This window comes from Scytonema sp. HK-05 (assembly GCF_963872035.1).
In the GTDB taxonomy this organism is placed as follows: domain Bacteria; phylum Cyanobacteriota; class Cyanobacteriia; order Cyanobacteriales; family Nostocaceae; genus Kalymmatonema.
In genome coordinates this window covers 42993-60330 of sequence record NZ_CAWMYC010000104.1, presented here as the reverse complement: position 1 = coordinate 60330, position 17338 = coordinate 42993, and the positions used below count along the sequence as shown (strand labels likewise).

Annotated in this window: 19 protein-coding genes, 1 tRNA gene and 1 pseudogene; 12 read left to right on the top strand and 9 right to left on the bottom strand. The window is 42.2% G+C overall.

The window, feature by feature from the left end:
- Positions 1 to 649 precede the first annotated feature (649 nt).
- On the top strand, positions 650 to 1345 hold the full coding sequence (locus tag AACT52_RS19160) for an esterase/lipase family protein (protein ID WP_073632888.1): 696 nt from the start codon (positions 650 to 652) through the stop codon (positions 1343 to 1345).
- Between the two features lie 114 nt (positions 1346 to 1459).
- Positions 1460 to 2110, top strand: a complete 651-nt coding sequence (locus AACT52_RS19155) for a cytochrome b N-terminal domain-containing protein (protein ID WP_073632887.1) — start codon at positions 1460 to 1462, stop codon at positions 2108 to 2110.
- 5 nt (positions 2111 to 2115) lie between these two features.
- Here the strand turns inward: AACT52_RS19155 and AACT52_RS19150 are convergent, their stop codons facing one another.
- A complete protein-coding gene (locus AACT52_RS19150) occupies positions 2116 to 4035 on the bottom strand; it encodes a cation:proton antiporter (RefSeq protein WP_073632886.1) in 1920 nt (639 codons plus the stop codon).
- Between the two features lie 393 nt (positions 4036 to 4428).
- Here AACT52_RS19150 and AACT52_RS19145 point away from each other — a divergent pair.
- Positions 4429 to 4501: transfer RNA gene (locus AACT52_RS19145), tRNA-Glu, on the top strand.
- An 82-nt stretch (positions 4502 to 4583) separates the two neighbouring features.
- Here the strand turns inward: AACT52_RS19145 and AACT52_RS19140 are convergent.
- The 4 genes from AACT52_RS19140 to AACT52_RS19125 all read right to left on the bottom strand — a co-directional run bounded on the left by AACT52_RS19140 (position 4584) and on the right by AACT52_RS19125 (position 8342).
- On the bottom strand, positions 4584 to 5165 hold the full coding sequence (locus AACT52_RS19140) for an SRPBCC family protein (RefSeq protein WP_233153995.1): 582 nt from the start codon (positions 5163 to 5165) through the stop codon (positions 4584 to 4586).
- Positions 5158 to 7188, bottom strand: coding sequence for a sensor histidine kinase (locus AACT52_RS19135; RefSeq protein WP_233153994.1), 2031 nt, complete (start codon positions 7186 to 7188; stop codon positions 5158 to 5160). Before AACT52_RS19135 ends, AACT52_RS19140 begins: the two co-directional genes overlap by 8 nt.
- Entirely contained in the window at positions 7151 to 7312 is a 162-nt protein-coding gene (locus AACT52_RS19130; RefSeq protein WP_198940956.1) for a hypothetical protein, read from the bottom strand. The genes AACT52_RS19135 and AACT52_RS19130 overlap by 38 nt, the downstream gene beginning before the upstream one ends.
- Positions 7313 to 8006: 694 nt before the next feature.
- The gene (locus tag AACT52_RS19125; protein ID WP_073632883.1) at positions 8007 to 8342 is read right to left on the bottom strand and encodes a ribbon-helix-helix domain-containing protein; all 336 of its coding nucleotides are present in this window, start codon (positions 8340 to 8342) and stop codon (positions 8007 to 8009) included.
- Positions 8343 to 8424: 82 nt separating this feature from the next.
- Between AACT52_RS19125 and AACT52_RS19120 the strand changes: the two genes are divergently transcribed.
- From AACT52_RS19120 to AACT52_RS19085, 8 genes and pseudogenes are all read left to right on the top strand, one after another.
- On the top strand, positions 8425 to 8661 hold the full coding sequence (locus AACT52_RS19120; RefSeq protein ID WP_337251617.1) for a hypothetical protein: 237 nt from the start codon (positions 8425 to 8427) through the stop codon (positions 8659 to 8661).
- Between the two features lie 81 nt (positions 8662 to 8742).
- Positions 8743 to 8886: pseudogene (locus AACT52_RS19115) on the top strand (HNH endonuclease); the annotation flags it as partial.
- Positions 8887 to 8928: 42 nt separating this feature from the next.
- A complete protein-coding gene (locus tag AACT52_RS19110) occupies positions 8929 to 9318 on the top strand; it encodes an alr0857 family protein (protein WP_073632881.1) in 390 nt (129 codons plus the stop codon).
- Between the two features lie 140 nt (positions 9319 to 9458).
- A complete protein-coding gene (locus AACT52_RS19105) occupies positions 9459 to 9875 on the top strand; it encodes a GNAT family N-acetyltransferase (RefSeq protein ID WP_233153993.1) in 417 nt (138 codons plus the stop codon).
- A gap of 377 nt (positions 9876 to 10252) precedes the next feature.
- Positions 10253 to 10495 (top strand): hypothetical protein, encoded by a 243-nt coding sequence (locus AACT52_RS19100; RefSeq protein WP_073632880.1) that lies wholly within the window; start codon positions 10253 to 10255, stop codon positions 10493 to 10495.
- A 17-nt stretch (positions 10496 to 10512) separates the two neighbouring features.
- Positions 10513 to 10875: a hypothetical protein gene (locus AACT52_RS19095; protein WP_073632879.1), complete on the top strand. Its 363-nt coding sequence runs from the start codon at positions 10513 to 10515 to the stop codon at positions 10873 to 10875.
- A 272-nt stretch (positions 10876 to 11147) separates the two neighbouring features.
- The gene (locus AACT52_RS19090) at positions 11148 to 11687 is read left to right on the top strand and encodes a Dps family protein (protein ID WP_073632878.1); all 540 of its coding nucleotides are present in this window, start codon (positions 11148 to 11150) and stop codon (positions 11685 to 11687) included.
- Between the two features lie 127 nt (positions 11688 to 11814).
- Positions 11815 to 12582, top strand: a complete 768-nt coding sequence (locus tag AACT52_RS19085) for a ChaB family protein (RefSeq protein WP_073632877.1) — start codon at positions 11815 to 11817, stop codon at positions 12580 to 12582.
- 73 nt (positions 12583 to 12655) lie between these two features.
- On the opposite strand, the gene AACT52_RS19080 is transcribed toward AACT52_RS19085, so the two are convergent.
- Together AACT52_RS19080 and AACT52_RS19075 are read right to left on the bottom strand one after the other, a co-directional pair.
- Complete coding sequence (locus AACT52_RS19080; RefSeq protein WP_073632876.1) at positions 12656 to 13078, bottom strand: TIGR02588 family protein; 423 nt, start codon at positions 13076 to 13078, stop codon at positions 12656 to 12658.
- Positions 13075 to 13968 (bottom strand): TIGR02587 family membrane protein, encoded by an 894-nt coding sequence (locus AACT52_RS19075; RefSeq protein ID WP_073632875.1) that lies wholly within the window; start codon positions 13966 to 13968, stop codon positions 13075 to 13077. Before AACT52_RS19075 ends, AACT52_RS19080 begins: the two co-directional genes overlap by 4 nt.
- A gap of 566 nt (positions 13969 to 14534) precedes the next feature.
- Here AACT52_RS19075 and AACT52_RS19070 point away from each other — a divergent pair.
- A complete protein-coding gene (locus AACT52_RS19070; RefSeq protein WP_041036722.1) occupies positions 14535 to 14717 on the top strand; it encodes a CsbD family protein in 183 nt (60 codons plus the stop codon).
- A gap of 174 nt (positions 14718 to 14891) precedes the next feature.
- Here the strand turns inward: AACT52_RS19070 and AACT52_RS19065 are convergent, their stop codons facing one another.
- Together AACT52_RS19065 and AACT52_RS19060 are read right to left on the bottom strand one after the other, a co-directional pair.
- Positions 14892 to 15164: a GlsB/YeaQ/YmgE family stress response membrane protein gene (locus tag AACT52_RS19065; protein ID WP_073632874.1), complete on the bottom strand. Its 273-nt coding sequence runs from the start codon at positions 15162 to 15164 to the stop codon at positions 14892 to 14894.
- Between the two features lie 1027 nt (positions 15165 to 16191).
- Entirely contained in the window at positions 16192 to 16911 is a 720-nt protein-coding gene (locus AACT52_RS19060) for a response regulator (protein WP_073632873.1), read from the bottom strand.
- Positions 16912 to 17338 lie beyond the last annotated feature (427 nt).

Below are 17338 nucleotides of genomic sequence, written 5' to 3'. Positions count from 1 at the left end.
AGTAGAACGGAAGCGCCCCTCTACAAATAATAGCTTCCTCTTAGCAATTGGAAACAGGAAGAATACCAATTTTTAGACTTGTTATATTTTTCACCAATGACGGGTATTCTACTAAACAGTTGCACTTGAGTATCGCTACGCTTCCAAAATCATCATTTTTTATTATTTAGCTTGTGATAACTTTCAAAAATCAAAAGTGAAACGAAAGATAATTTCAAGTTCTGCCAATGGTTTAAGTCTGACTAGACAAGCATCTGTGGTAGGGTTACTTCCACGATCTAATTCTTTTCTGGCATTCCGCGCGCTGAAACAATTGCCAAACTTACTCATATTCTAAACTGACTTTCATACTTCGCACTCATCAGCCCAGTCTAACACTGTTTCTACTTCTGTGATTATATAAATTGCAGGTCATATTGGCAGTTACTGTCTGATTGTCAAAGGTTATCCCAAAACCGATGCCGCCGTGCGCAGCGACGAATCTCTCGGTATAAATTGCACTTTGACTTCTATTTAAATGGAAGTGTTGTCATGTCTGGTGATCAGTCAACATTGCCAAAGCTGTGCAGCTTGTTGCAAGCTTTGTCTCAATACTGGCATATCGGGCGGATCATGACAAATTTCACAATACCCTTATCCAAAATCAAAAATGCCATTACCAACAGTTATTTTGCCTGGATATCTAGAAAGCGCGATCGCCTACCTTTCACTACAAAAATCCTTGCAACAGTTGGGTTTTCCTACGGTCACGGTACCACTACGACGGCGTGACTGGATACCCACGCTTGGTGGAAGATCTGTGACGCCTATTTTGCGGCAAGTTGATCATACAGTTAAGCAGATATTGCTACAATGCAATGCGTCTCAAATTAACTTGATTGGTCACTCAGCAGGAGGTTGGCTTTCTCGCATCTACCTGGGAGAAAAGCCTTATTCAGGACGCGGTGAAGTCACATCATCTGTATGGCAAGCTCACCCTTTGGTTGCGACTCTGATCACTTTGGGTACACCTCATATCAGCCAAGAACGCTGGACGCGCTGGAATTTGGATTTTGTGAATCAAAACTATCCTGGAGCATTTTACACAAATGTTCGCTACGTTTGTGTTGCCGGAAAAACTATCTTTGGGCAAAGGCTCAGGGGGAGTTGGCTCGCTTACAGTAGCTATCAGTTAACCTGCGGAAACGGTAATACTTGGGGTGATGGAATTACACCCATTGAAGCTGCTCATCTTGAGGGGGCGCAAAATATTGTCATTGAAGGAGTCAAGCATTCCCCTAGAAGTTCTCCAATCTGGTACGGTTCACCAGAACCATTACAAGCTTGGGTGCGGTATCTCGTATAAAATATTGCAATTTACTGAATTTTAAGTTCTCCTCAAAAAATAACTATTCTTAATAATTCTTAGTTAAACTTGTAATAAAAGTAAATAATGAGTTAAGAATAGGAGCGCTCAGTTATGCACAACACTCGGTCAGATGTGATTCTGCGACGAATAACGACGATATTATCGGTAGTTATTATCACCCTGACGTTAATTGGTGCGACTACTGGAATTTTGTTGTCCTTTTACTACGAACCAGCAGCAGGGAGAGCTTACCAGTCATTGAAAATTATTGATACGGAAGTGCCATACGGCTGGTTGTTCCATAAAGCACACCAGATTGCTGGTAACGGAGTTGTTGTCATTGCCCTGATCCAAATTGTAGTCATGTTTGTCAGCAGACAATTTCGCAAGAGTTGGCTGACTGCTTGGATAAGTGGAATTTTATTTACCTTAAGTGCCATTGGCTTGGGTTGGACTGCTATGATCCTCTCCTGGGATCAAGAAGGGTTTTGGCGTTTTAGCATCGAACTGGGAACCATAGAAGCTATTCCTTTTATCGGTTCTGTGTTGCGAGACATTTTGACTGGCGGTGGAGCGATTAGCACCGTAACTCTCCAGCACCTTTACACAATACACAGTTATATCGTCTCGGTTGCTGCGTTAGTTCTAGCTGTGGTGCATTTATTGAGTGTGCTGTGGCAAGAAAAGCAAATCAAAAAAATGTATGCAGAAGGAGCGATACCGGAAACTGGTAAGCTACAGCAACAATTGAATGAAGGATAACGAATTTAAGGTGCGGGAGCATCGCTGGTGGAAAGTTGAGATATTGCCAACGGTATTTCTTCGACCTCTGGTAATTTTTCTACAGACAGGGGAATTGATGCTCTTGCACCCGACAAGCGTTTTAAAAGGTGTGGTCTGGGATCGTGTAATAGGTAGATAATGCGATCGCCTACTTCCCACTCTTCGGCTGCGGGCATAACTTGAAGATGTTCGTCTCGTTCTACCAACAACGGTATCAACTCGCCAGCTTGAATCAATGCCTGCATATGCGCCTGTTGAAGGTCAAAATCAGATTCATTGAGCGTAGTTGTCCCTAACTTCACCCGTCCGTCGTTGATGTACTCATTCCAAGTCTTTATTGGTAAGTCTGGAATCAAAGCCTGGTTAACCTTATTTTCATTGGTAGAGGTGGTTGCTTGTGGATCGCGGGGGAAAACTGCTAGGACACGCGGCGGGTTAAACTCTTCTTTTGCACGTTGTGCCAAGACAAAATTGACCTCACCATTACTCGTCATTGCGAGAAAAGTTCCCATTGAGGCAAGTCCCGCCTCTTCCAAAACACCACTATCCAAGGCGCTGCTGGCTATCACCCTGAGATTTTGCGCTTCGGCTTGTTCGCAACGTTTTGGGTCAGTATCAATCATCACCACTGGTTCTTCCCGTTCTTGAAACAAGCGGGCAATCAATAAACTCAACGGATTACAACCGACAATCACCGCCCCAATGGCGTCTTTTGAGGTGATTTGTAACCACTTGGCAATCCAGCCCGCCGTTAGCCCTTGGCAAACCACGGTCATAATAATTGTGAGAAACACCAAGGCTTTGATGGCTTCTCCACCATTGACACCACGCTGCGTTAGTAAAATCGCAAATAAAGACGCAACGGAGGCAGAAACGATTCCTCTTGGCGCAACCCAGCTTAAAAACAATTTCTGTCGCCAATTAAGATCACTGTTCCAGGTACAAAAGAGGATGTTAATCGGGCGAACGACAAACATCAGAACCAAGACGGTGAATACACCACCCCAACCTAAGGCAAATACACTGGCAATAGATAGGTCAGCGGCTAGCAAAATGAATAGCACCGAAATGCTGAGAATCGTCAGTTGACCTTTGAAACGCCGCAACAATCGTTCTTCTGGCACTGAGGAAGCACCAAAAACGACTCCTGCGACGACAACTGCCATCAATCCCGACTCGCTACGAATCATTTGTGATAGGGCAAATAAGCCCCACAACCCCGCTAAGACGACCAGGTTTTTCAGTTCAAACGATAGAAAATTGGCACGTTTGCTAATTAACGACATCAGCCACGCGCCTGCTGCACCAATCACGCCACCAATGCCAAGGCGCATTACGAGGCTGCTCATTGCCGTGATGAAGTCGGTGTGGTTGTTTAATATCGTGTTTAGCACCACCACGGCGAGGATAGCTCCCACTGGGTCAATCAGAACGCCTTCCCCTTCCAAAAGCGTTGCGACTTGTCGATCCACATTAATTTGTTTGAGCAGAGGACTAACTACGGTTGGTCCTGTCACCACAACGAGGGAAGCGAAAAGAAAAGCAATAGACCAAGGGAATTCACCTAGCCAGTGAGCCGCCATACTGCCCCCAAGCAGCGTGATCATCGTTCCCAGGGTGACGAGCAATTGCAGGCTCGTCGAAACTTTGCCTAACTCTTGCAGATCCAGGTTGAGCCCGCCTTCAAACAAAATGATTGCTGTGGCTAAAGCGACGATAACTTCCAGCCCAATGCCTAGCATATGGGGGTGCAAGACCCCAATGCCATCAGAGCCAAGCAGGATGCCAAACATCAACAAAAACACGATGCTGGGTACCCGAAGGTATGCAGCCAGCACTTGAGCGGTAATGCCTGCAAAGACAGTAATCACAATCTGCAGGGTGATTTCAAAAGATGCTTCCATGCGATAGATTTTGAGTGATATATTTCAAAATCTTTTGTAAAGGATAGTAAATATTAACTCTACTGGGTGCAACATGACACCCACTGTCCCTTACTAAGTCGAGCTTTGTTTGATACTTAGTTTGATATACTACAGCATTTTTTTGTTTTTTGTGAAACAGCAGTGGCGCTCGCCTCTGGTGTAAAGGAAGAACCTACCTTGCAAAGAAACCCCTACTTTGGAGTATGCAGTCATTCTAAACTCTCAAATCTGAGTTTTGCTTCCTCATTTTTAGGTACTTTTGCTTATTGACAGTTGGAATGTCCCAATTTTGGATCAAGCTCAGAAATTTTTTTTTTAACCTGTTGACATAGAGAGCGAAAATCGATAGATTTATATAAGTCTGAGCCTTGCGCCCCCATCGTCTAGAGGCCTAGGACACCTCCCTTTCACGGAGGTAACGGGGATTCGAATTCCCCTGGGGGTACTAAAAAACGAAAAAAGAAGAGGGAAGATAGACACTATAAATTTTCTCTCTTCTTTCTTCATTATTGTCTCTTCCTTCTTGATTATTGTGACGCCCTTTGGCGAATTGCAAGAAGGTTCAACCGCATATCGTTACTGAGACGACGTTCAATGATTCCGACTGGCATAGTACGTTTCGGCCAAACCTTGACAGTGTAGCACAGATGAGTTGCTTTCTGCTGATCAAGGGAATCAGGCTGTAGTAGCCAGCTACCAGAAAAGTCTTTAAAATCTCCTTCTACCATACGGAAATTAATTTCCTTGGGGAAGTATTCTTCTAAGTCGAGAACGACACGCGCACAAAAGTTAAACCCAACAAAGCGCCCAGAACCCACTTGTTCTAAACGAATACCTCCTTGAGGATGCTCAAGGAGGCGGCTTTTCGTTAAGTTGGGCACGAAGTCAACTAAAGCTTCATAATCTGTGAGTACTTTCCAGACTTGTTCTACTGGTTGGGGAATTTGGAGCATAGCAGTAATTTGTCGCTGTCGTTCTGCTATTTTCTCGATTTGGACTTCTACAGCTTGTAAATCATCTGTATCAGCAGGCGAATTCAAATCGAGATCGCTGTCGTCGCCGATGGCTGATAAATCCAGTTCCTGTTGGATGTTGTGTTCTTCAGTCACTTTGGGAATATGAGTCAGTTTCAGTGGAAAATTGGGGCAGCGTCAGAGTAAAGCAGATTTTGCTTAAGCTGGAATCCTCAATGGGCGTACTCTCCACTGCAATTGCCCCATTTAGATGTTGCACTAAAGACTTGACGAGCGCAAGTCCCAAGCCAGTTCCTGGAGTCCATCTGCCTTTACCCCGACGGAACCTATCAAATATGTAAGTGGCTTCTTCTTCTGAGATGCCATGCCCTATATTGATCATTTTAATAATAACTTGATCAACTTGTTGATTGACTTGGTGAGTCGCTTGCAAATGCACAACAGTGTCATGTTGCGAGTATTTGCTAGCATTTGTTAATAACTCTTGCAGAATACGGTCAAAACTTTCTACTTCGGTTTCCAGTGTGAGTCGCGAATCTGGTAAATCTAGAGAAAGGCTTATGCCTTTGTCTGCGAGTTTGGTGTCAAAAGCGGCTGCTAAATCATGAATTTTCGCATTTAAATCCGTCGTTTCTAACTGCGGGCGTTCGTGACGAGTTTCCAATTCCTGGAGGGTTAGTAAGTCATTAATCAAATTAATTTCATCGGTGCAATCTTGCTCTATCATGTCGGCGTATTTAACTTGACGCTCGTTTAATTGCCCAATTTGACGTAAGTTACGGATAGCCAAACGCATCCTTGTGAGTGGATGACGCAAGCGATCGCTCATATTGCTTAAAAATTCATCCTTCAAATCGTTAAGCTTTTGCAACTGTTCTGTTTGTTGGCGCTTAACTTCGTAAAGTTTTGCTTGGACTTCCAAACTGCGTTGCAGTTGTGCTGTGCGTTCATCTACCAACGTTTGTACTTGCCGCAATGTTTGTGTTTGAATTATGGCGTTGCTAAGTTGAGCACAGACCATTTGCACTATATTAAGTTCTGTTGATTGCCAATTGCGAGCAACTGCTTGCTGTAACACCAGAAATCCTAATACTTTGCCTTGAATCTCTAAGGGCATTAATAGCACTGCAGGCAGCACTTCTAGTGTAAATACTGGGGCTACTGTTAAAGTATCTTGTAAATCTGTATCGTCATTGATGATTAAAGGTTTTCCAGAGTCTAAAAAGGCACGTTGGCATAAACTGCAGTCGGCAAGAAAAAAGGAAGTCTCTGAAGTGTCTAACTGATGAGTTAGGGCAATTTCTGTTTCTTTATGCCATTTTCCTACAACCGTCGCTTTTGCTTTGGGAATTTGTTTTTTTGCTCGAGTTCTAAACAACGGATCAGTATATTTTAGTAGTATGAGCAAACCACGATCCGCTTGCAGAGCTTCTGCTGTCGAAGCAAGCGCTAACTGAAGCATTTGATTTAATTCCAGGTTGCTACGACTAAGTACAGTGAGTTGCTTGATCAAGCTTTGATGCTGGACATAAGTTTGCACGTACTGATTTTGGTCAGCAATCTGCTGTGCTTGTGCGACTTGAGAAAATGCGATCGCGCAACACGGTTCTACTGCATTTAATAGTTTTTTTTCGGATTCACTCCAATTGTATGGCTGCGATTTGATTAAACTAATGACGCCGTTATTTTTACCACCAAACCGAGTGGGGATTGCCAAAACAGCCTTTATAGTCAGTGGCAAAGATTGCCGTCCAATTGCCAAACTTTTTTGAATTGTTGAAATATCCTCAATGGTCAATGTTTCACAAGCGCATTCCATCACTGGTAAGTCTAATTGCTGCGCACTAGAGAACATTTCATCTCTTTCAGACAACTCTAAATTGTCTTGGATAGACCAATTAGCCGTTATTGGCTCGCTGGACACCTCAAGTGATACTGTCACTAAGCTACAGCAATCTACTTTAAAGGCAACTCCTAGCACTTTGGCAATTTCTTGCAGCATCCTTTTTGGAGTTGAGCTACTGGCGATGATTTTATTAATTTTTTGTACTAAGTGGTAGGCTGGTTCTTCCTGATGCTGCATCAGCGCTCCATGCGGGTATTGTTTTTGTCGATCTAGTTCACTTAGGCGCTTTGACGGCAATAAAGGCTTGTTCATTCTTGGCACACTCTTGAATATTGACCTCATTTTCTTCGTAAGCAACCTCTCGGCATATCTCACCCAAAGCTTGTGCTACTGCACCCTGATGAACCGCAAATCTTTTCTTAAAACTATCTCTCACCTGTTATAGCCCCTTTCTATTTGAGATGACCAATCGAGATGATGGAATGCCTCGTATCTTAAACGACCTATTTATTTTTAGAAAAAAAATATTAAAAATCTATCTATCTAAGATGCTGTAGTCAAAGAATGCTTGAGTGTTCTTCGCCTTCAATCACTTACTCACCTTGAGATAGAATATCCTGTTTGGCTTTATACATAAACCGTAATTTCTCTGGAATTTAAGCTAAAATGCCATAATTTTATCCGCGTTAACACTGATAGAAAAAACCAAAAAAAAGTAATATTTCTTTCACGTTATCCTTCTATTGAATGGGTGAGAACTCACTGAACTAGCCAAAAGAAAATACTGTAGCGCGGAAAGCTTCACAGATCCTTTATGACCAGATCCCATAAACAGCCAAAAATTTTCTTCAGCGTTATTCTGTGACTTATATCCTTTACAATACTTTACTTTTTTCTCAGGCTTAGGTTTTTATGTGTGAAGTGTTGTTCGAGATCCTGCTCGTGAAACAGCATCAGTCGTCTGGAAGGCGTGCAAATCTGTTAGGGTTGACCATTTAACAATTTGATGAGTATATAACCAATTATTTATCTAATTAAATTTGCTTGTTACAAAAATAGAGCCAAAAATGAATGCAGCTTAGTTGCAATATCACATGGCGCAACTAAGCTGCATTCACTTGAACAAAAGTTTAAGGAGCTAAACTCTCGACACTTAGAGGAACCATATCGCCATTTCTTGTAAGTCCTAGTAACATCGGTTGTTTCGGCGCAATGAGTTGACCTGTCAGTACACAGCGTTCTTCTTGTTGTGCTGTTGCGGCTATGCTAGCGCGAATATCGGCTCGCGAAAATCGGGGTTTCCATTCACCTGATTTTTGCTGGACGTAATTCCAGAGGATGTCTCGAATCAGAGCTTGATATCCCTGATTGCCAGCGAGTTCTTTGAGTTTATCTTTCAACTCCCGCTCTAGGCGGATGCTGGTGACTTCCATGTCGGTGGTTGGTGTGCGAGCTATTGTATGCATCACTTTTTCTCCTTAAAGTATGGACAGGATAGTAATACAAGTGTAGTATGTTTAAAGGAATGTTCAATAGGTGAAATTTTCTGTGAAATCCGTTTACCCCATCTCTACTTCCTTGCGTGTTGCCAACTGCCGATTTAGTTGGAAATCAGCCGCTGTGGGAGTGGAGTATTTATTTATGGGAGACGAAAGCCTGAATAAATGGCAACTCACAGAGGGTAATCATGATTCTCGATATGACAACATTGGTGTACTGAATGCAGTACCAAAACTAGAACAACGAAGCGGGAGGTACAGGCAACAGCATGCTGTACCGATATAGAAGCAGAAGACTTAAAGGTCAAATTCTAACCCCCGCTTTCAGCAAACAAGAAGCGGGGGTTTGTTTATAAGGAGTCAAGCTGTGACAAGCGCGATGCAAGTTTTAGAGCAATCTGTGGTGGTGTTTTCTCAAAATTACTTGCCACTATGTCGGGTTAATATTAAGCGGGCGATTGTACTGTTAGTGGCAAATAAGGCTGAGCCACTAGACTTGGACATCCAAAGCAGAATGTGCAAGCAAACCTGGAATAACAGGAGAGCATAAGGAATGCTGAAATTAACATACACCGAAACGAGCTTTTGTTTAGAATGTTTAGCTCAATCGCTGGAAGAATGGGTGCAAGCGCGAGTGATTTTGGCAGTGCGAGTCGGTCAATGTCTATGCGTTGAACCCAGTACTGCTTCCTTTTTGCTTCCTGTTCATTTGCCAGGAGTAGAAATGCTTAAGGCTCTTGTTAAAACAGAAGACAGTGAAATCATTGCTCTGTGCGGTTGTGATCACGAATATGTGGAAGTCACTCTGCGGGGTTGTTGGCTATCAAATGGTTCTCAGGATGCTGAGGGTGTGTTTGTCACGGCGATCAGTGAAGCCACTGAGTTCTTCGTTTACAAACTTTGGCAAGAAGCTCAACACAAAGCCTCTGTCATGAGCGAATGATCAGCTTTTAGCTTTCAGCCTAGTTGCTGAAAGCTAAAAGCGATTGGAGATTTCATAAGCCTCACATCAGCAGGTGCAACTCCTGCACCCGTTACCATAAACACAGATTCTTATGATTGTGCGAGAAGCAAGGTTAGACGATGCATAGCGCGATCGCCAAAGTTCATGTAGATACTTGGCGAACGACATATTCTAGCATCATACCAGATGAATACCTCGCTAATTTGTCCTATGAAAAGCGAGAGAGTCGCTGGGGACAAATGCTCAGTACAGCAACACAGAACCAGCATTTTATTTATGTTGCCGAGAACGCAACTGGGCAGATTATTGCTTTTGCCAATGGTGGTCCAGAACGAACTAGTGACCCAATATATAAGGGTGAGTTATACGCTATCTATATTCAAGCTGACTACCAGCGACAGGGACTTGGACGCCGCTTGACCCAATTAGTCGTTGAAAGGCTGTCTGAGATAGGGTTGCACTCGATGTTGGTCTGGGTTTTAGCCGATAATCCTGCGTGTAGATTCTATGAAGCCCTTGGGGGTCAGAAGGTGTAGAAAAAGCACATTGAGCGTGGTGGAGTCACCCTAAAAGAATTAGCTTATGGCTGGAAGGACATAAAAATACTATATAGCTGGGTATAGCCGGACGTAGCTATTAGGTAGTTAGTGGTTGTATCTACTGTTTATTGTTAAAAAATAAAAAATTTACATACGAATTTCATATGTTAAGATTGTTTACCATATTAGTAAGAATTACATAGTTAATGCAATTAGCAATTAGAGCTTAACCTGCCAAAATTGCACAAAATTTATCTACCTGTGGATTGATTCTGTATATAAGTACAGAAAAAAAGTTTCAGTCTACAGGTCGATTCATATGTCTGTGTATTCAAAGTAGAAAGAAGATTAGCCTGACCCTTAACGAAATCTCATTGGCAGCAGCAATCAAGCAAGTAAAAATAGAAGCGCAGCTATATTTTAACACTCAAATTGACAAAATTAAAGCATACGCTTCTGTGTTGAAAGTTAAGATTGTTTTGCAACCACTGCTCAAAACTTTCTCGAGAGATACCAAATTGGGTAAGCTAGAGTGTATCCAAGATTCACAACAGACAGTATTTATGATGCTTGTCAAGCCTTGGGGTGTAACCAGGCGTGATTTTTGGATAGCCTAATTTTTGGAGGAGTTTAAATGAAGAATATTGGTTTTGATTTATCTATGTTGCGTCCAGTGCGTTTTATCATAGTGGCATTTACTTGTGCCTTACTGATTTTCTCTTATGCTTTGCCCGCTGCTGCGACGATCGGTAGCCAAACGAGCAATCCTGAAGATGAGGTTACACAGCTAACTGGAATTCAGAAAGAAACAGACAAACTATCTACACAAGCACCTCCAGGATTGGAACAAACACAACGGAGATCAAACGAGGGACTTAACGAGATTCAGGGATCTGCTGATATTGAGAAGATGAACCGTCCTGAGAATTCTCAACAAGCAAAGACAGTAGAAGATCAAGTTAAGAACGCGTTGGGTAAACTCACAGGTAACCAGTAACCTGCATTTCATGGTTTTTATCGAGAGTGTGTTTTGAAAGTGGGTGTGACAAATAAATTATTGCTCAATGTTCTAGCGTTTTGAGCAGTTTGCATAGTTATCACCGTTTAGTAGACATCTTGATTGCCTAGTCAAGATGTCTATTTCTATTTAATGAGAAAAGTCTGATTTTTCCTCTTGATGAAAAAAACACAATCCTTCCTTTGGTTGATGATTGTAGGGGATGGAATTTGTGAAGGTTAGTAAAGAAGCTCGCTGAGGGATTTAAAGTAATGCGCAAGATAAACATTGGTTTGACGGAAGAACAACGTCAAGGTGTGATTAATCTGTTGAATCAAGATTTGGCAGACGCCTATGTACTGTTGGTGAAAACGAAAAAGTTCCACTGGGATGTTGTCGGACCTCAGTTCCGCAGCCTGCACCAAATTTGGGAAGAGCATTACCAAGCACTGACTGAAACTATCGATGCCGTAGCTGAGCGGGTTCGTGCCTTGGGCGGGTACCCTGTTGGTACATTGGAAGGATTTCTCAAGATTGCGACTCTCAAGGAAGAAGCTGGTAACGTTCCCACAGCAACTGGGATGGTGGCTCGGCTGGTAGATGACCACGAGCAAGTTATTCGGAACCTGCGTGATCATGTGGATCAGACTGCTGAGCAGTTCCACGATCAGGGAACCTCTGACTTCCTGACAGGACTGATGGAAGGGCATGAGCAGATGGCTTGGATGCTGCGCTCATTTATTGAAGGGCAGTCACTGCAAGCAGACGGTTCTAACCAGATAGCAGAAACCAAAACCCCTGTAGGCGTGTAGCCAGCAGCAGATTTAACCCAAAGCATAGCGTCTCTTGTTGACAATGGCAGACTGAGGTTTCCTGCATCTACCGCATCTACCCCCCTCAGTCTGCCGACTGGAAAAGCAAAATTCAAGGAGTCTTTAAGTGCCTGAAACATATACAGCAGAACGTACCATCTCAGCTGTTTTTAAAGAGCAGAAGCAAGTTGATGATGTGATTCGGCGTTTACTAGACCGGGGTGTTTCCAGGGATCATATCTCGGTATTGGGCAGAAACTTCCAGTCAGAAACTCGAATTGCTGGCTTTATTAGTAAGAGGGATGTGATTCTCGGAGGTTTGAGAACCGGGGCAATCTTTGGTTCCTTGTTCGGTTCCTTCCTCAGCTTACTCACAGGTGTAGGCGTACTGTTCATTCCTTTTGTCGGTCCGATTGTAGCAGCAGGTCCTATTGGTGCAGTGCTGTTAGGAGCCGCAAGTGGAGCGATCGCAGGTAGCGCAGGTGCAGGTTTGGTCTCTGTTCTCACCGCATTGGGAATGCCAGAAGACAAAGCCGCAGTTTACCAAACTCGCTTGCAAGCTGGCGAGTTCTTGGTGATGGCAGAAGTTGCTGGCGATCGCGGTGGAGAATTCCAATTGCTGATCGAGAGCGCTGGTGGCGAAGAAGTGCACACAATTGAGACAACTCTGGCTCGTGCTTGTACCAGTGGCTGCAACAGCCCAGAGGATTTGTCTCCTGAGGTTCGCTCTCATCTTTCTGAGCAAGCTCAGCGCACATTTATTGAGCGCTATAACACTGCATTAACTGAGACAAATGACCAAACAAAGGCTGAACAAGCTGCCTGGGAGGCAGTTCATCAGCAATATGATGAAGATGAGAATGGCGTTTGGTCTAAGGCGAAAGCGACTGTTTAGTCAATTGGTAATAGTCAAAACAGTCAATAGTCAACAGCCTATAGTAATTGTTGACTATTGACTCTTTTGGCTATTAGGGCAATTTGTAACCAGCAACTCTTATTGTTAACTGACCCTGTCGAGGGTCACTTCTGAAGATAAACGCTCCTTCTTCCTTCTCACCACTAGATAAAAAGTCAATCTGCAAATCCCCCGTTTCTTCTACTTCACCCTTCATTTGCAACTCAGCCATAATTTGAATAGACTCAGCTGTTTCTCCTCCAGTATTCACAACCTCAAAAGGAACATAAAACTGTCCATTCACTTCACGAATTGTCTTGTTGCTGACAGAAAGGACAGGGGGTTGATGCTTTTCGTTGAGCCACGTATAACCTACCAAACTCACAACCACTGCTAGGAGAAATGAAGCTGCACCGAAAGTTACCCGTTCAGCTGGTGTTCTCTTTGGTTGCTGTTGTTCTTTTTTCCCATTCGTTAATTCATTTGTTTGACTCATACTGCTAACCTTCCTGCTGCACCGCCGATAGTTGCAGGTAATCCCAGCAGCAAAGTGTGTTCAAGCCAAATGGTCCAAGGGTCCCCAAATGTCAATTTTTGAAAGAACCACAACATGAAAGCGGCTGCTAGCAGTGACACCAAGTATGCCACCACAGTTTCGCTTGTAGGTCGTTGGAAAATTCCTTGTTGCTGCCTGCGCTTTTGCTGATCTGAAAAGCCTGCTTCAAAAACAATACCATAGGAAATGAGGATAGATGTGGCAATAATTGCCAACAACCACGGCGGTGTCACTGCTGCTGCTAACATAGGAATCTCATCTGTTGGCGCGATGTTAAATGCAATTACAGTTGCACCAATCAAGGTTGCACCTATATCGGCAAAGGTGGCAGATAACTCGTCTGGTTTCTTTGTGGTGTCATCACTTGCTTGAGCTCCCGTTCGCCCTTGAGCATTGGCATCACGAGTATCTCCTAAAAACTGGTTGGCTAATGCCACGCCTAAGGTAAATGGTACACCTTCATAGACAATTTTACCCAAGGCTTCCTTAAGGGGAGTTTCAGGTGTCAGTTCTTGGAGTAACAAAAGCACAAAGGCGGAGCAAGTCAATCCAATCGCTATTGCTTCTACAGTATCTGTGACTGATCCGTAGGGTGGTGAGTTCCGTTTGCTTCTACGAAAACCTTCTGTCCGGTTAAGTAGGAAAACCACGATGAATGTCAGTGCGATCGCCAACATCATCATTGAAGGTTTTGCCAGTGATCCTATCCACCAAACCTCCATTGTGTAGAGCAAAGGAATGCCAAACAAAAAACCTCCACATACACCCCGAATAATGTCATTAATCTCATTGACCCATACATTTTTTCTACGCTTTCTTCCTACACCCATACTTTGCTTGTCATGAGTAGTTTCTTTTATGGTAGGTATTTCGTTATCAAAAATCTGTTAGAGACGCGTTGTATCACAAGTTCTCGGCTAAGAAAGCCAAAGAAATCATTGCTCATTCTTTCTCTAATTATTTCAAACGTATTTATCCTGATATCAATTCTCTGTAACAATGCGCTTAATAATTACCCCCCCTTGAGACAAGTGGCGTGGGACTATAGGGGGGTCGAATTCAGCTCAACTTCATAGAGAAATGGTATGAGCGACAAATTAGCCTTTATCTTTCCTTAAAGGTCTACATTTATTTCCTCACAGCCCACTTATTAGGAAATTTGACAATATTTAATCTGGGAAAGATATTTTTTATCTTACTTTATTGATATTTATTACTTGCATCTATCATGAGATAGGACTATATATTAATTTATATCAAGTAATTTTCTCGAAAAAAATTAATAAAAGTATGCTTTTTTTATGCATCAAATCCTTCTTCTGATAGGTACGCAGCAAAGCAAATCCTGATACTTTCTTTGATATAGAGAAATAATAGCTAAGAGAAGAGGTACGATATGAGCGTTGAGAAGAGAATAGAAGCAACAGCAAAAAATATCGAAGGCAAAATTCAAGAGGTAGTTGGTGACTTAAGTGGCAATCCGCAAGATAAGGCTGAGGGTCAAGCCAAGCAAGCTGAAGCCCAAGTTATTCACACTACCGAGAATTTAAAAGATGAGGTGAAGAAAGTTTTAGAATAGTCTATTCGCGTAACTATGTTCAAAAGTTCAGTGAAATTGTTCATTGACACAATCTTTTATAAAATATTCCACTGTGTATAACTACATTACACAGTGGAGTATTTTGATAGCTTGGAACAAAAAAAGGTTAGCCCTAAAAAATCGGCTCTAACCATTGTTTCTACTATCATCAAGCTAAACAGCGCTGCGACGAGTGATTAAGCCCCATATGAAAATGGCTATCATTGCGCCAAGAATAGCAACAATCAAACCAGGAATACTCAGGGTAGCTGCAGTTAGTTGGATTGTTCCTGTCTGTAACAAGCTAACTATGCTACCTCCAACAAATGCTCCAATAATACCTAAAATCATAGTGGAAACAATTCCACCACCTTGACGACCAGGATAAATAGCTTTACCAATTGCGCCAGCTATAAGACCAAGAACTATCCAAGCAATAATATTCATATTTTGATTCTCCAATTCCTTAACACTGCCATCTTTAATCTATCAATTCAAACTAAACGGCTCTTCTACCGCAAGTCCAGTAGCAATTCCGTCGCAAGAGATAACTGTTAGAAATAAAGCCTAATGATTTCTGTAGAGACGTAGTATGCACTTTCACTACACTCATGCAATTGTCACAAATCACACTTAAGTGAACGGTATTGTATTAAGTAGGTCGGTACAAATAAAGTTAACAAGTTTTGGCAGTCATTAGTCATTAGTAAGGATTTTAGGCGTTTTTACATTTCTTAAGGTAGTTCTGTTTATTTCCACCTATCTACTTATATTTAAATTAAATATACTTTTGCTTATCAATATTTTTAATCAGGCAAAACTGACCGATTGCACTAGCTGGATTCCTGGTAAAAATTCTTAACTTTTGGCTGATATTGAAAGTTCTTATATAAGGACTTTGCAGTTATTTAGCAAGAATATAATTCTATGAAAATACAAATAAATTATCAGCCAAGAACTGGAAGTTTTTGGCTGATATGAGGAATTATTGAGAAGGCTGCAAAATATCAGTCCGAAAGTTAAATGCTATCTAGGACATAAACCAACTTCTTATTTCTTCGCTGGTCAATGTCATGGATGCTTTATAAAAGTCATTAAGTTATTCGTCATAAGTCAAAACAACAGACAAGAGGAGAAATGATAAAAGAAAACCGCTAAATCTACAAATTGGCATTCACACTACAACAGACTGTACTCAAGTGAGTGTTTGGAAGACTGAATATTGAACCTAGCACGTTAGAGGAAGTGCAAAGTAGATTAGAGTGTTTGAACTCGTGTTCATCACTCAACTTAAAGGTTATAGGCACTCTTGTATGCGCACTTTTGCTGGGAATTTCAATCTGTGATCAGATTGTGACTGCAATTGTCAGAATTCTACAGTGCATTTCCTCTTGAGAGTAGGGCGCTGAGGCAAGTGATTCACGTTGGGCTAATTTGATGATTGACAAGGCTCAATCCAAAATCAGTATATGCTTCATGCGACTAAGCCAGAACGTAAAGCGCGAACAGCAGCTTGGGTACGATCATCGGCACACAGTTTATTCAGGATGTTGCGGACATGGGTCTTAACGGTACCAACTGTGATGTATAGTTTCTCAGCAATCTGTCCGTTGCTACACCCAGCGACAATCAACTCTAAAATTTCCAGTTCTCGTTGTGTGAGTGGATAAGTTTCTAAAACTTGCTCGTACTCAGATGACAGCGCCTCAATTTTTACAGTCTTGGGCTTATCAGATGCCTGGTTTTCTGGGATACCTTGCCGCATTTGCTGCAGCACCACGTTAGCGATGGCCGGATCGATCCAAGAGTTCCCTGTGTGAGTCGCTTGAATTGCTTCCGTCAACTTATCGATGCTTGTATCCTTCATATAGTAGGAGTCAGCCCCGGCTGCAAAAGCCGCAAGCACAGCATCTTCTGAATGATCCATTGTCAGAACAAGGATTTTCGTTGATGAATCATTTGTCTCTGTTTGGTACTGTCTGAATCTTCTGGTGAGTTCAATTCCATCTATGTCAGGCAAACCAATATCTACAACAGCTACATCTGGCTTAGCTGTTTCCAAAAGTTTCAGCCCTTTTGTCCCATTTGGTGCTTCACCAACAACTCGAAGTGTGCTATTTGACTGTAGTGCAGCCTTTAGCCCCATTCTTGTCAGGTCATGATCTTCAATTAAAACGATACTAATTTCACTCATTGCTACACTCACTCTGTGTAAATTGCATCTGTCAAGAGCCGACCTTTTGCAAAGTGTTTCTTTTATTTTCCAAAACCAAAGATAGATGATATTTTATCAAACTTGCATCCACCGATAGAAATAAGGAGCTTACTATCTTCCTCTCATTTGACAGAGGCTAATATCTAGCTTGGGATATATGGAATATTTATGAAATATTATGAAATACTTGTACACATTCCAACTGGTACCCCTCAAATGACGCAACTACCTATTTACCAGACGGATGAAAGCAATTACCTTTGATCGAAGAATGTATCTTTCCTAGTCATTGAGTCCTAATTAAGCATTTGTTACTCGTTTTTCGCTACCAAATAACTCTGGCTGAAAATTCAACTATAACGCTTATTTTCTATCATCTTTAAGAAAAATTAACAAAAAACAAAGG

Bases quoted from the DNA above. Each gene is read 5' to 3' on its own strand.
- AACT52_RS19160 (WP_073632888.1), top strand. From the start codon at position 650: ATGCCATTACCAACAGTTATTTTGCCTGGATATCTAGAAAGCGCGATC.
- AACT52_RS19155 (WP_073632887.1), top strand. From the start codon at position 1,460: ATGCACAACACTCGGTCAGATGTGATTCTGCGACGAATAACGACGATA.
- AACT52_RS19150 (WP_073632886.1), bottom strand. From the start codon at position 4,035: ATGGAAGCATCTTTTGAAATCACCCTGCAGATTGTGATTACTGTCTTT.
- AACT52_RS19135 (WP_233153994.1), bottom strand. From the start codon at position 7,188: ATGAACAAGCCTTTATTGCCGTCAAAGCGCCTAAGTGAACTAGATCGA.
- AACT52_RS19125 (WP_073632883.1), bottom strand. From the start codon at position 8,342: ATGCATACAATAGCTCGCACACCAACCACCGACATGGAAGTCACCAGC.
- AACT52_RS19110 (WP_073632881.1), top strand. From the start codon at position 8,929: ATGCTGAAATTAACATACACCGAAACGAGCTTTTGTTTAGAATGTTTA.
- AACT52_RS19105 (WP_233153993.1), top strand. From the start codon at position 9,459: ATGCATAGCGCGATCGCCAAAGTTCATGTAGATACTTGGCGAACGACA.
- AACT52_RS19095 (WP_073632879.1), top strand. From the start codon at position 10,513: ATGAAGAATATTGGTTTTGATTTATCTATGTTGCGTCCAGTGCGTTTT.
- AACT52_RS19090 (WP_073632878.1), top strand. From the start codon at position 11,148: ATGCGCAAGATAAACATTGGTTTGACGGAAGAACAACGTCAAGGTGTG.
- AACT52_RS19080 (WP_073632876.1), bottom strand. From the start codon at position 13,078: ATGAGTCAAACAAATGAATTAACGAATGGGAAAAAAGAACAACAGCAA.
- AACT52_RS19075 (WP_073632875.1), bottom strand. From the start codon at position 13,968: ATGGGTGTAGGAAGAAAGCGTAGAAAAAATGTATGGGTCAATGAGATT.
- AACT52_RS19070 (WP_041036722.1), top strand. From the start codon at position 14,535: ATGAGCGTTGAGAAGAGAATAGAAGCAACAGCAAAAAATATCGAAGGC.
- AACT52_RS19065 (WP_073632874.1), bottom strand. From the start codon at position 15,164: ATGAATATTATTGCTTGGATAGTTCTTGGTCTTATAGCTGGCGCAATT.
- AACT52_RS19060 (WP_073632873.1), bottom strand. From the start codon at position 16,911: ATGAGTGAAATTAGTATCGTTTTAATTGAAGATCATGACCTGACAAGA.